This is a genomic window from Caballeronia sp. INML3B (assembly GCF_023631305.1).
Classification (GTDB): domain Bacteria; phylum Pseudomonadota; class Gammaproteobacteria; order Burkholderiales; family Burkholderiaceae; genus Caballeronia; species Caballeronia turbans.
This window is the reverse complement of record NZ_JALQDI010000039.1, coordinates 67,630-79,777: the sequence shown is the minus strand read 5'-3', so window position 1 is coordinate 79,777 and position 12,148 is coordinate 67,630. Positions and strand designations below refer to the sequence as shown.

Here is a 12,148-nt window from a genome sequence, read left to right as displayed (position 1 = left end):
CACGGCGATTCTTCGCGCGTGAAGCATTGCACGTACACTAACCGCATCGGCCGCCCCGGCCTTCCCGCCGCGCCTTCGCCATGACTTCGCCCGACGCCTTGCCCGTGATTCCGCTCGAACTCGATGAGCAACTGTGCTTCGCGCTCTATTCGACATCGCTCGCGATGACGAAAGCGTACAAGCCGCTGCTGGAAAAGCTCGGACTGACATATCCGCAATATCTGGCGATGCTCGTGCTTTGGGAAGCCGACGATCTCACCGTGAAGGAAATCGCCGCGCGCCTCTCGCTCGATTCCGCGACGATGACGCCGCTGCTCAAACGCCTCGAAGCGCAAGGCTATGTCGAGCGCGTGCGTGGGGTGGAGGACGAGCGCCAGGTCTATATCCGCCTGACCGATGTCGGCCGGGCTCTGCGCCAGTCTGCCCAGGCGATTCCAACCGAAATCTACTGCGCGTCAGGCTCCGACATCGACGCGATGCTGCGCTTACGCGGCGATCTCGTGCGGCTGCGGGCCTCAATTAACGAATATCTGGGGCGCTAAATATGCAGCGATAGCGATTCGCTAAGCGGTCAATTGCGATATTTTAATTTTCACGCTAATAATTAGCGCGATATATTTACACCGTGGTGGACGCAATATCAATCTGACAACTGAAACCCACGGAGCGAAACGATGAGCATTCTGTACAAGGCAACGGCGACGAGCACCGGCGGACGCGATGGACGCGCGATTTCCTCGGACGAGCAATTGAACGTGAAACTGAGCGCGCCGAAAGAACTCGGCGGCTCGGGCGCGCCGGGAACGAACCCGGAGCAACTCTTCGCCGCAGGCTACTCAGCTTGCTTCCTTTCGGCGATGAAATTCGTCGCAGGCCAGCAAAAGCGCGCGGTTCCGGTCGAAACGACGGTGACGGCCGATGTCGGCGTCGGTCCGAACGATGCGGGCGGCTTCAAACTCGACATCGAACTGCGCATCGCGCTGCCGGGTCTCGATGCGACGGAGGCCCAGGCGTTGGTCAACGCCGCACACAAGGTCTGTCCGTACTCGAACGCAACGCGAAACAATGTGGACGTGCGCGTCAAAGTAATCTGATCCAGCGCGCGTACGAACGAAAATGCCGGCCCACAGGGCCGGCATTTTCACATCCGATTCGCACAACAACGCCGAACAATTCGGCGCCTGAAACTGATGACTTAGTTCGACATCCACGACGGGTGACGCGCGGTCGCCCGCTGGTCCAACTTCTTCATACGATATTCGAGATCGTAGATGTCTGTTGCTTCGGCGAGATAGGCGTCGTCGCGCGCACGATCGCGCTCGTCAGCGGTCTTGGTGAGAAACAGGAAAATGCGGCTGATCAGGAACATGGTGAACCTCGCTTGGATACTGGGGTAACTACCTATGAAGCCGATTATAGGGTAATCCCTGATCCAACACCAGCCCTATCTGCTAGAACACTGAAACTAAAGACTAATTTGCAACATTCGAAACGCCGGCCGGCGGCGTTCAGGCGACGAACGCATCGCGGGTAGCCTCGCTCGGACGTCGCTGGTGTTTGAAGAACTCCCACATGACCGCGGCGGAATCCGGTCCCTTCGACGAATGGAAAGCGACGGTATCGTCGCCACCGGCCCATGAGTGCCCGAGGCCCCGCACGATCGATGTCTTCACCACGCGTCGGCTGTTCTTGAAGTAGTCCGTCACGACGCCGTCCGGATGCGTTTCCTCGCGCGCTTCGCCCGCACGGCGATTGCCCGCGGCATCGATGAAACCGTTCAGCCGCAGAAACTGCTTCGCCAGTTGTGCGGCGTTCGCGGCCGTCACCACTGAATCCAGCTCACCGTGCACGATGATCGCCGGCATGCCGGGATATTCGCGCACGTCGACGGCGGCGTCGATCAGTGCGACGGGATCGCTTCGCGCGCCGCGACGCATCACATCCATTGCACCGATGGCCGAGCGCGCCTCGCCGAAAACCACGCCCGAATGCAGACCGACAGCAGCGAACACATGCGGATAACGCACGGCGAGCAACGCCGCGAGTCCTGCACCGGCAGACATCCCCGCGACATACACGCGCTCCGGATCCAGATCGTGCTGTTCGACGACCGCATTCACCAGCGACACGACCGACGCCGCCTCACCGCCGCCTCCGTTCCCAGAATCGTCATACCAGCGCCAACAGCGATGCGCGTGATCGTGCTTCGACTGCTCGGGGTACAGCACGGCGAAACCATATCTGTCGGCAAGCAGATTTATACGTGTGCCCTGCGCGAATTCGTCGGCATTCTGCTTGCAGCCATGCAGCATCACGACGAGCGGCATCGGTTCTGTCCCGGCTTTCGGCGGCATGTAGAGCGCGTAAGCCATGTGATTCACGAAACGGCCGGCCGTAGGCGGCGCCGAGTGATACGAGCGCGCCCATTTCCCGCGCGCCCAAGCCGACGCGCGCGGCCGCACTCGGGATTCGCGCGCAGCCGGGCGCGCGCTGGCGCGAGGCGCCCCAGCCGCTTTCGCGGCCGTGCCGGGCTTCAGTTTCGACTTTACGGTCTTGGCGCGTGCGGGCTTGGCCGCGGCGCGGGGCTTCGGTGTGCGAATTGCGTCCACCTGGCTGGTGACCAGACGTCTCAAGCCGCGCAGCCAGAGCTTGGTAAGGCTTTTTGACATTGGGCTGGGTCCTCCACAAACATGCAATCGGATGGCGCGGCGAAATCGCGCCCGTTGTGCGATGCACAATAACATCAAACCGGCTAGATGGCGCGCATCCTCGACTTACATGTCGGGATAAATTAACGTAATTTCAACAAAAAAGACGAACTTAAACGGAAGTTACCCGCTGTAACAAGCAGCTTTCTTTGCGGAATGTCGCATAATTCAGCATCTTCCCAAGCGTTATACTGAGGAGGATTTGCGGCGTCGTGTCAGAAGCGCTTTGAGCGGGGCCTGCCGTTTTCGTCGTGTCTGCCGCACTGCAGCAACCCTCATTCCCAAAAACATCTATGAACGTGGACTTTCCTTCTTCCGCCTGGATTTTCGTCACTGCGCTCGGCAGTGTCGGCGTCATGGGCCCGGTGGCGCTCATCGTCGCCGCGTGGCTCGCGCTCGGCTATCGCTGGAAATACGCAGGCGCCTGGCTCGCGTTGCTCGGCGCCGCGAGCGGCCTCGTCGCGTTGAGCAAGATCGCGTTCATCGGCTGGGGAATCGGTGTGCGTCATCTCGATTTCACCGGCATCAGCGGACACGCGCTGATGTCGACGGCGGTTCTGCCGGTCGCGATCTTCGTCGCGCTGCTGCCCGCGCGTGGCGCGATGCGCGCTATCGGCGTCGCGCTGGGGCTGGCGCTGGGCGTGTGGGTCGGCGTGTCGCGAGTCGTGCTCGACGCGCATTCCGTCTCCGAAGTGGTGGCGGGCTGCGCCCTCGGCGCGGTGGTCGCGCTCGCGTTCGTGTGGGCCGCGTGGCGCGCCGAGTCCGGCAAGCTCGCGCCGGCGCCCGTCGCCGCAAGTCTCGCGGCGGTCGTCGCGGCCTTGCATGGCGTGCCCGTGCCGACGCAGCACTGGATCACGGAAATCGCGCTCGGGCTGTCGGGCCACGAGCGTCCCTACGTGCGGGCGAGCTGGAAGGCGAAGATTTACCGCGCGCCGGATCGCCGCACCGAATTGCCGCCGGATCAACGCGCGGCCGCGTGACACGGCCGCCGGCGTCGCAGTGCGTGCTGCTTAATCGTTCACGCCGATGATCACGCTCGACGCCTTGATCACCGCCACGGCCGCCTGACCTTGCGCGAGCCGGAGCGTATCGGCGCTCTGATTCGTGATGATCGCGGTGATGGTGGTGCCGCCGTCGAGCGCCAGCGACACTTCCGCGTTCACCGCGCCCTTCGTCACGCTGGCGACCGTGCCGCGCAACTGATTGCGCGCCGACAGCTTCGCATTCGTGTCTTCCATCAGCATGACCCACGACGCCTTGATGAGCGCGAACGCGTCGCTGCCTTCCTTGAGCCCCAGCGCTTGCGTGCTTTCGTGCGTGACGACCGCGACGATCGTCTGGCCGCCTGCCAAGCCGAGCTCGATTTCATCGTTGACGGCACCACGCGTGATTTTCGTTACCTTGCCGGCCAGTTGGTTGCGCGCGCTCGTTTTCATCCCAAGTCTCCCGATCAGCTGCCAGTCATGGGCGAAGCCTTCGATCGCCGCGCCCGCCCGTTCCAAAAATTTTCGATGCTCGCGTTCGATGGCGCGGTACGTCTCGATGAGCCGCAGCGCGGCGGGCGTGAGCACCGTGCCCCCGCCGCCCCTGCCGCCGGTTGCGCTCGTCACGAGCGGCTCGCCGGCCAGGTTGTTCATGGTGTCGACGGCGTCCCACGCGGCCTTGTAACTCATGCCGACGGCCTTCGCCGCGGCGGTGATCGATCCCGAGTCCCGAATCGCGGCGAGCAGCCCGATGCGCGCCGCGCCGCCGAGCGTCTGAGTGCCGCTACGCAGCCATACGGAGCCGCCGAGTGCCAGCGGGTCGCGCACGTTCGGCCGTGCTGTTTTATTCATCTGTCGCCCTCTGTGGCCATGCGGGTCAATGAACGGGTGGCGGCTTATATCGACGCCTTCACACGCGGACGACGCATCGACCGAAGCAGCCGCTCGCCCTCCTGCGCGTCCTTCCTTGCCGACGCCGCGCCCCACGCCCGCGCGAACCCGCGCTGATAATCGCTGGCCTCCGGAATGGACGCGAGCCGGTCGGCTGCGACAGCCGCATCGTTCGCTTCGCCAAGTACCGTCTGCAGCTCGCCGAGCAGCTTCGCGGTGTGCGTGCGCGTGCGCCGCGACGTGACCGAGCGGAAAAATTCGAGCGCATAGCGCAGCCGCTTGGCATGAATGCGCACACGATGCCGCTCATGCGCTTCGAGCGACGCGAGATCGGGCACATGCGCGATGCGCCGGTAGTCCTTGCGGATGCGCTTTTCGGCATAGCTGACGAAGCGCGTCGGCGACGCGTCCTCTTGGGAGGCGAAGCGAGCGAGCCATTCGACGAACGCGAGCGTGAGACGCGCGTACCGCTTCGACGCGAGCGCATCGCGCACCTTGTCCCGCGCGACGCGGCGCTTCGCGTCGGCGGCGGCGATCAGCGCCTGCCAGCGCTCGGCGCTGTCGTCCGATTCCGCGTAGGCGGGCAGCGTCTTGTCGGTGAACACGTCCCAGTCGCGCGCATCGGCGAGCAGGTCGCCGAACCATGTGAGATCCGGCGCAACGCGCGTGTTCCAGGCATCGTCGACATAGCCGCGAAAAAGTTTCAGCAGTGTCTTCAGCCGCCGCTGGGCGACACGCAACTGATGCACGTGCTCGTCGCCTAGACCTGCGCGCGATGCGTCCGCGTTGCCGAACCACTGCCCGGCCACCGATGCCGCGATGGCGACGAACGCTTGGCGGCGCGTCGCGGTGCGCGGAAGATCGAGCTTCGCCGCATGCACCGGCTGCGCTTGCGACGCGTGCTCGTCATCCGGCGCGATGCAAAAGGGCGCGGCGTCGAGCACCTCGCCCGCGACGCGGAAAACTGCATCGAGCGCACCGTTCACCGACGGCGCCGCGAGCCGCAATGCCGGCAGCGCCTGTACGGACGTTTCGAGCGTCGCGAGGATGTCCGCGCCGCTCGCATCGATGCGCCATTCGATGCGCTCCACTTCGACTTCGGGGGCCGGAACGTCAGGCGCCTCGCCGTCGGGCGTCGCGGCTGTTCCCGCGTCCACATGGCGATACGCCCTGGCGAGCGGTCCGTGCAACGCTTCATCGGCTTGCGCGAATTCGATCAGCGACGCTGTCAGATCCTCGCCCGCAGGCCGCGCGAAAGTCCGGTAACGCACGAAGCCGGGCATCGGCGCGCCTTCGGTCTGCACGGCGCACAGCGTGCGCGCGCCCTCCAGCGTCTCCACCGACAGCCGCCAGCCCGGCGCTTTCAGCGCGATCTCGCGCGCGGTGAGGCGCGTCGAGCGGGGCGTCGCGCCCGCGAACGCGGCGACACGCTGCAACGCCTCTGCGAGCACGCCGATGGACCCGTCGTCCGATCGAATCGCTTGCAGCGTTACCTCGACCCACATCGTCATGAAGTCTCCCGGAGCGGCTTCGCGCCGCCCGTCAATTCATACGAAAGGCTCATGTTTCCCGATTCATGAAATCGACACACGCTGCGGGAAACATGGCCTTTTGAGCGTCTGAAACGCTTCTCATCTGCTCTCCACCTTCCGATACCCCCGTGCAAGTCACCCAAGGACGCGACATGAACCAGATCGCCTTTCCCCAAGCACGAGAAGGACGCACGCTCGGGCAGCGGCTCGCGCTGCTGCTTTTTCTGATCGCCATCGGCGCGGGCGCCGTGTACTGCGTCCTGCATCTGCTCGAAGATCTCGCGCCGGTGCGGGAATCGTCGGTGTTTCCGTACATCCTGCTCGGCATCGCGCTGCTGATCGCGCTCGGCTTCGAATTCGTCAACGGCTTTCACGACACCGCGAATGCGGTTGCCACCGTAATTTACACGCACTCTTTGACGCCAAACTTAGCGGTTGTCTGGTCGGGCGCATGGAATTTCATCGGCGTGCTGATTTCGAGCGGCGCCGTCGCGTTCGGCATCCTGCAACTGCTGCCGGTCGAGCTGATCATCGGCGTGGGCAGCTCGCAGGGCTTCGCGATGGTCTTCGCGCTCCTGATCGCGGCGATCATCTGGAACCTCGGCACGTGGGCGCTCGGCCTTCCTTCGTCGAGCTCGCATACGTTGATCGGTTCGGTGATCGGCGTCGGCCTCATGAACCAGATGCTGCACGGCACGAACGGCACGTCGGGCGTCGACTGGACCCAGGCGATGTCGGTCGGCAAGTCGCTGCTGTTTTCGCCGATCGTCGGCTTCATTCTCGCGGGCTTCCTGCTCTACGTGCTGAAGCTCGTCGTCCGCGTGCCGGCGCTCTACAAGGAGCCGGAGAAGAACACCCCGCCGCCGTTCTGGATCCGCTGTCTGCTGATTCTCACCTGCACGGGCGTGTCGTTCGCGCACGGTTCCAACGACGGCCAGAAGGGCATGGGCCTCATCATGCTGATCCTGATCGGCACCGTGCCGACCGCCTACGCGCTCAACAAGGCCATGACGGCGGGCGAAACGCAGACCTTCGTCGCGGTGAGCCACAGCGCGTCCGATGTGCTGCAGCGCTACAGCAACGGTGTTTCGCCCGCGGCCGACGCACGCGGCCAGGTGGAGAAGTACGTGCAGACGAAGACACTCGCGCCGGACACGGTCGCGTCGCTGAAGGCGGTGGTCGGTTCGATCGAAACGCAGGTCCGGCCGAGCCAGACGATCGCCGACGTTCCGCAGGGCAACGTCCGCAATGTGCGCAATGAGATGTACATCGCGTCCGAAGCGCTGCGCATCATGGAAAAGCAGAAGGCGCCCGCATTCTCCAGGGACGATGACGCCGTGCTCGGCAACTACAAGAAGCAGCTCGACCACGCGACCAAGTTCATTCCGACGTGGGTGAAGGTCGCTGTCGCGGTCGCGCTCGGTCTGGGCACGATGGTCGGCTGGAAGCGCATCGTCGTGACGGTCGGCGAGCGCATCGGCAAGACACATCTGACGTACGGGCAAGGCGCGTCGGCGGAACTCGTCGCAATGCTGACCATCGGCGCCGCCGATGTCTACGGCCTGCCGGTCAGCACGACGCACGTGCTGTCATCGGGGGTTGCGGGCACGATGGCCGCGAACGGTTCCGGTTTGCAATGGCGGACCGTGCGCAGCCTCGCGCTCGCGTGGATTCTGACGTTGCCGGTGTCGATCGCGCTCGCTGGCCTGCTGTTCTGGGCGTTCCGCGGCATCTTTTGATCTTTCCGGCGATGACCTCGCGCCCGAACGCCCGTCGAAGGGCTTTCCAGCGCTGTGCAAGTTTTGCCGATCCCGCTTCGTTTCGCGTCTCCTTTTCGACAATCGTCTGCTCACGCTGACGATCCTTCGACACGCCGGCCGCCTTGTATCACGGTCTTTCGAGCCCACTGGCACGGCCATTGCTCTAGTGCTGTCGTCGATCGCAAAACTGATCGTGCCGGTGGCCGCGAGCCGCCGCTCCCCTGGCGCATGACTGTCGATGACGGTTGGGAGGCTGCGCCGGATGCCGATCCGTCCCGCGGTCATTTGAATAAGGAGAAGTCGAATGACGATCGGAACCATACTGCTGATCATCCTGATCCTGCTTTTGATCGGCGCCATTCCTTCCTGGCCGCACAGCCGCAGTTGGGGCTACGGGCCGAGCGGGATTCTGGGCGTCGTGCTGATCGTGGTGATCGTTCTGTTGTTGATGGGCCGGATATAACGCAGCGCGGCGTGTTCAGCCGCGCAAAAAAAGGGGCGCTCCGTCAGGGCGCCCCTTTTTATCATCCGTGCCTGTTCACGCGTTCAGACCCGCATCACCTGGCCGTTCGGCTCGATCTTGCGCGGAATGACCGGCTCGGCCGGCTTTCGCGACGCTGTCTTCGGACGCGGCGCCACGGACGGCTGCTCGATGGCGGCCTTGTCCGCGACCTGCTTCACTGAGGTCGCGCTCTTGTGCTTTTTCCTCGCCGCGGTCTGCGCGGCCGCGTGCGTCTTGCTCTTGCCTTTGACGGACTGTGCTTCGGGAGGATTCCAGACTTCCGTGTAGCGCTCAGCCGCGAAAAGCGACGACGAGCCGACCAGAAGAACGACGATCAGGAATACGCGCTTCAAGTGATTCGCTCCAACGGTTAGTGGCCCGCTCTGCGCGAGAGAATGGCGTCGAGCGACTGCTCGGATGTTTCCAGTTCGTGCAACGCGGCGTCGAGACGCTCGAGCGAGCGAGCGACGGACTGCCCGTCCTGGATGAAATCGGACTCGCCTCGTGTGGCGTCGAACGCCGCGTTGACCGCGCGCGTCGCGCGCATGAAACGTTCGAGCGCAGCCGCTTCGAGCGGATCGTTGCGTGGAATCATCGGCAAGCTCCCTGTTGCAGACAAGCTGTACGAATATACAGTAAGCCGCCGCCCCGGCAAACAGGCGATATGCGACGTGGTGAAAATGCCGAAGCCCCTCTTGACCTGCGCCCGCAGGACGTCGGGCGACATTTCGCCGCGCCTCGATGCGGCGCCGCTCGCGATTAAGTCGCCCTTAATTCTTGCCCGACACACTCGTCTCGCGATCCGGCTCAATTGCCGCCGCCCCGTATCGGACGGCCGGATCATCACCGTGAGGAATGTGCCATGTCAGCCAACACCGCCGCGCGCCGAAGCTTTGCCAATCTCGCACCGACGATGCGAAAACAGTACGCGCTCACGCTGCGCGAATGCCGCCTGTCCCTGCCGGTCGAACCGCCGTGGGGACCGGCTTATCGCATGGTCGAATGGGTGCTGAAGAACGATCAGCGCGTGCAGCGCCGTGTGCTCCCCGCCGATTGCACGCCCTCGCAGATCGCCGACGCGCTCAAATCCCACGTGCCCGGCCGCCGCTACGGTCCGACCGATGACGACGCCTGATCCGGCGCCGCGCGTAAAAACATTCATGGCATGCTTGTATTAATCCAAATGTGGACTAACATCTACAACAAGTTCCTTTGGAGACTTAACGACATGTCCAACGCCGCACGCGCCGAACACTCGCCGGCTCGCGCCCCGGCGCCGCGTCCGGCGCTCGATTCGAGCGATCTTTCCGCCGCCGGCTTACGCGCGTTCTTCAACATCGCCCGTGACTGGGAGCTATCGGCCGAAGAGCAGATCACGCTGCTCGGCTCCCCGGGGCGTTCCACCTTCTTCAAATGGAAGGCCGCGCCGCAATCCGCGCGGCTCGGGCGCGACACCCTGGAGCGCCTCTCGCTGATTCTCGGCATCTACAAGGCGCTCCAGATCCTTTTGCCGGACCCGAAAGCCGCCGATACCTGGATCCGCCGTCCCAACGCCGCGCCGCCCTTCGGTGGACATCCAGCGATCGACCGCCTCCTGGCGGGCAATATCAGCGATCTCGTCGCCGTGCGCCAATACCTCGACGCGATGCGAGGCGGCTGGGCGTGATGGGAATTGCATTTCGCAAGGACACATCGAACTGGCGCGAACAGTGGCCGCACAGCCTCATCGGCTGGTCGCCCGCGTATCGCGTGATTCCCACGCGTTTTCCCGCCGTCAACCTGTTCGACCGCGTCGCCTCGCCGCAGGATTTCGAAGCGCTCTATGCGCTCGAGGCGATGACCAACGACCGCCTGCGCACCGAAATCGGCGAACTCGATCTCGTGCCGCCGGACGAACGCTGCTTCGGGCCGGGCTGCGGGCCGATCATGGCCGCGTTCACGCATTTGAATCCGAACGGCAGCCGCTTCTCCGACGGCAGCTACGGCGTGTTCTATTGCGGACGCGAACGGCAGACCGCGATCGCTGAAACGCGCTATCACGCCGGGCTCTTTCTCGCGGCGACGAACGAGGCTCCGCTACGCCAGCAGATGCGGCTCTATACGGTGATGGCGCACGGCGAAGTCGTCGATCTGCGCGGCGACGCGATCGAGCGGGCCGGCCTCGATGCGCGCATTCTCGCACCGGACGACTACGGCCCGGGCAAGGCGCTCGGACGCGCAGTGCGCACGGCGAGCGCGCCGGGAATCGTGTATCCATCGGTGCGCGATCCGCAAGGCGAATGTCTCGCCGCCTTTCGCACGACGATGCTGCGTGATTGCCGGCACGCGGCGTATCTGGAATACAACTGGAACGGCGAGGCGATCGATTATGTCTTCGAGCTGAACCAGGTCGGCTGAGCGGGCAAACGTTTCACACGCTTCAGCGGATCGCTATCGCCGTCTCGGTCCGCGTGCGCGCGAGCTTCTTCGACGCCGGGCGCGCAGCCTTCCCCGCCGGCTTCTTCGCGACATGCTCCAGCGCCTGCGATGCCGCGTTCTTGCCGCTCGCCTTGAGCCCGCCGGCGCGCGCCTTGCGGCTCGATTCCGAGAGCAGCCGGGTCAGGCGCGTGTCGTTCATCGCCTCGCCCTTGCGGTTCTTGCGGGCCGCCTCGCGCGTGCGGCGTTTCGCTTCCTTCTCGAGGAAGATGGCGAGCGCGGCCTCGTCGGTCCTGAGTCCGCGGCGGCGCGACGCGGGCATCGTCTCGGCAAGCTCGCCGGCCTCGAATGCGTCGATCACGGCAGGATGCACATAACATTTGCGGCATACGGCAGGCGTATTGCGCAGCAGTTGCGCGACTTCCTTGATCGTGCCGACGACATGCCTGCGCGCCTCCGTCACGGTCTCCCATTTCAGCCGCCTGAGCGCCGCGAGCGCGAACACGCTGCCGGCCCACGTGCGATAGTCCTTCGCGGTGAAGTCCGCACCCGTGATCTCGCGCAGATAATCGTTGATGTCGGATGAAGAGACCGAGTGGCGCGTGCCGTCCGCATCGAGATACTGGAACAGATCCTGTCCCGGCAAGTCCATGCACCGCTTGACGATGCGCGCAACCCGCGCGTCGCTCACCGCGACATCGTGCTCGATGCCGCTTTTGCCGCGGAACCTGAACCTCAACGTTCCCGCCGACACTTTGAGGTGGCGCTTGCGCAACGTCGTCAGCCCGTATGAGCGGTTCTCGCGCGCGTATTCCTCGCTGCCCACGCGAATGAGCGTCGTGTCGAGCAAACGCACGACGGTCGCGAGCACCTTGTCGCGCGGCATGCCGTCGAGCGACAGATCGCGCGTAACGCGCGCACGCAGCTTCGGCAGCACGACGGAAAACGCGAGCATGCGCTCGTACTTGTTGGCGTCGCGGGTTTCGCGCCACTGCGGGTGATAGCGATATTGCTTGCGCCCGCGCGCATCGCGCCCCGTCGCCTGGAGATGTCCGCGCGAGTCGGGGCAGATCCAGACATCGGTATAAGCGGGCGGAATGGCGAGCGCATTGATGCGGCGAATCTCGGCTTCGTCATCGATTCGCTTGCCTTGCGTGTTGAAGTACGCGAACGCCCCGTCGATCCACTCGCGCGTGTAGCCGCGCCGCGAATCGTCCATGTAGCGCAGGCCCGGCGGCAAATCCTCGGGGCAGCCCTGCAAGGCGCCCGTCCGTGCGTCGCCGGATCCGCCGCCTGTCTCGTCGCTCGTTCTCGTTCTCGCCACCGCGCGCCTCGCCTGATTGACGTTCGATTCATG

Annotated in this window: 15 protein-coding genes; 8 read left to right on the top strand and 7 right to left on the bottom strand. The window is 64.4% G+C overall.

What is annotated here, in order from left to right; all coding sequences use genetic code 11:
- Nucleotides 1-80: 80 nt before the first annotated feature.
- Nucleotides 81-542 carry a MarR family winged helix-turn-helix transcriptional regulator gene (locus NCS58_RS14730; protein WP_061118319.1) on the top strand — a complete coding sequence of 154 codons (462 nt, stop codon included), beginning with the start codon at nt 81-83 and terminating at the stop codon, nt 540-542.
- Between the two features lie 132 nt (nt 543-674).
- The gene (locus tag NCS58_RS14725; protein WP_061118320.1) at nt 675-1,094 is read left to right on the top strand and encodes an organic hydroperoxide resistance protein; all 420 of its coding nucleotides are present in this window, start codon (nt 675-677) and stop codon (nt 1,092-1,094) included.
- A 101-nt stretch (nt 1,095-1,195) separates the two neighbouring features.
- On the opposite strand, the gene NCS58_RS14720 is transcribed toward NCS58_RS14725, so the two are convergent.
- Both NCS58_RS14720 and NCS58_RS14715 read right to left on the bottom strand, forming a co-directional pair.
- Complete coding sequence (locus NCS58_RS14720) at nt 1,196-1,369, bottom strand: DUF3563 family protein (RefSeq protein ID WP_086961054.1); 174 nt, start codon at nt 1,367-1,369, stop codon at nt 1,196-1,198.
- Nucleotides 1,370-1,508: 139 nt separating this feature from the next.
- Nucleotides 1,509-2,669: a PHB depolymerase family esterase gene (locus tag NCS58_RS14715; RefSeq protein WP_061118321.1), complete on the bottom strand. Its 1,161-nt coding sequence runs from the start codon at nt 2,667-2,669 to the stop codon at nt 1,509-1,511.
- 332 nt (nt 2,670-3,001) lie between these two features.
- Between NCS58_RS14715 and NCS58_RS14710 the strand changes: the two genes are divergently transcribed.
- Entirely contained in the window at nt 3,002-3,688 is a 687-nt protein-coding gene (locus NCS58_RS14710) for a phosphatase PAP2 family protein (RefSeq protein WP_061118322.1), read from the top strand.
- Between the two features lie 30 nt (nt 3,689-3,718).
- Here the strand turns inward: NCS58_RS14710 and NCS58_RS14705 are convergent, their stop codons facing one another.
- Together NCS58_RS14705 and NCS58_RS14700 are read right to left on the bottom strand one after the other, a co-directional pair.
- Nucleotides 3,719-4,543: a TOBE domain-containing protein gene (locus tag NCS58_RS14705; RefSeq protein ID WP_061118323.1), complete on the bottom strand. Its 825-nt coding sequence runs from the start codon at nt 4,541-4,543 to the stop codon at nt 3,719-3,721.
- A 44-nt stretch (nt 4,544-4,587) separates the two neighbouring features.
- Nucleotides 4,588-6,093 (bottom strand): CHAD domain-containing protein, encoded by a 1,506-nt coding sequence (locus tag NCS58_RS14700; RefSeq protein WP_061118324.1) that lies wholly within the window; start codon nt 6,091-6,093, stop codon nt 4,588-4,590.
- A 173-nt stretch (nt 6,094-6,266) separates the two neighbouring features.
- On the opposite strand from NCS58_RS14700, the gene NCS58_RS14695 reads away from it, so the two are divergent.
- Both NCS58_RS14695 and NCS58_RS14690 read left to right on the top strand, forming a co-directional pair.
- A complete protein-coding gene (locus NCS58_RS14695) occupies nt 6,267-7,853 on the top strand; it encodes an inorganic phosphate transporter (protein ID WP_061118325.1) in 1,587 nt (528 codons plus the stop codon).
- A gap of 325 nt (nt 7,854-8,178) precedes the next feature.
- Nucleotides 8,179-8,337 (top strand): DUF3309 family protein, encoded by a 159-nt coding sequence (locus NCS58_RS14690; RefSeq protein ID WP_040050372.1) that lies wholly within the window; start codon nt 8,179-8,181, stop codon nt 8,335-8,337.
- Between the two features lie 83 nt (nt 8,338-8,420).
- On the opposite strand, the gene NCS58_RS14685 is transcribed toward NCS58_RS14690, so the two are convergent.
- Entirely contained in the window at nt 8,421-8,729 is a 309-nt protein-coding gene (locus NCS58_RS14685; RefSeq protein WP_061118326.1) for a hypothetical protein, read from the bottom strand.
- Nucleotides 8,730-8,746: 17 nt separating this feature from the next.
- A complete protein-coding gene (locus NCS58_RS14680) occupies nt 8,747-8,971 on the bottom strand; it encodes a hypothetical protein (protein WP_061118327.1) in 225 nt (74 codons plus the stop codon).
- Nucleotides 8,972-9,238: 267 nt separating this feature from the next.
- Between NCS58_RS14680 and NCS58_RS14675 the strand changes: the two genes are divergently transcribed.
- The 3 genes from NCS58_RS14675 (at nt 9,239) to NCS58_RS14665 (ending at nt 10,773) form a co-directional block, all read left to right on the top strand.
- Nucleotides 9,239-9,511 carry a DUF2866 domain-containing protein gene (locus NCS58_RS14675; protein ID WP_086961056.1) on the top strand — a complete coding sequence of 91 codons (273 nt, stop codon included), beginning with the start codon at nt 9,239-9,241 and terminating at the stop codon, nt 9,509-9,511.
- Between the two features lie 93 nt (nt 9,512-9,604).
- Nucleotides 9,605-10,042, top strand: coding sequence for an MbcA/ParS/Xre antitoxin family protein (locus NCS58_RS14670; RefSeq protein WP_061118328.1), 438 nt, complete (start codon nt 9,605-9,607; stop codon nt 10,040-10,042).
- The gene (locus tag NCS58_RS14665) at nt 10,042-10,773 is read left to right on the top strand and encodes an RES family NAD+ phosphorylase (RefSeq protein ID WP_061118329.1); all 732 of its coding nucleotides are present in this window, start codon (nt 10,042-10,044) and stop codon (nt 10,771-10,773) included. Before NCS58_RS14670 ends, NCS58_RS14665 begins: the two co-directional genes overlap by 1 nt.
- A gap of 22 nt (nt 10,774-10,795) precedes the next feature.
- Here the strand turns inward: NCS58_RS14665 and NCS58_RS14660 are convergent, their stop codons facing one another.
- The gene (locus tag NCS58_RS14660) at nt 10,796-12,115 is read right to left on the bottom strand and encodes a DNA topoisomerase IB (protein WP_061118381.1); all 1,320 of its coding nucleotides are present in this window, start codon (nt 12,113-12,115) and stop codon (nt 10,796-10,798) included.
- Between the last annotated feature and the right edge of the window lie 33 nt (nt 12,116-12,148).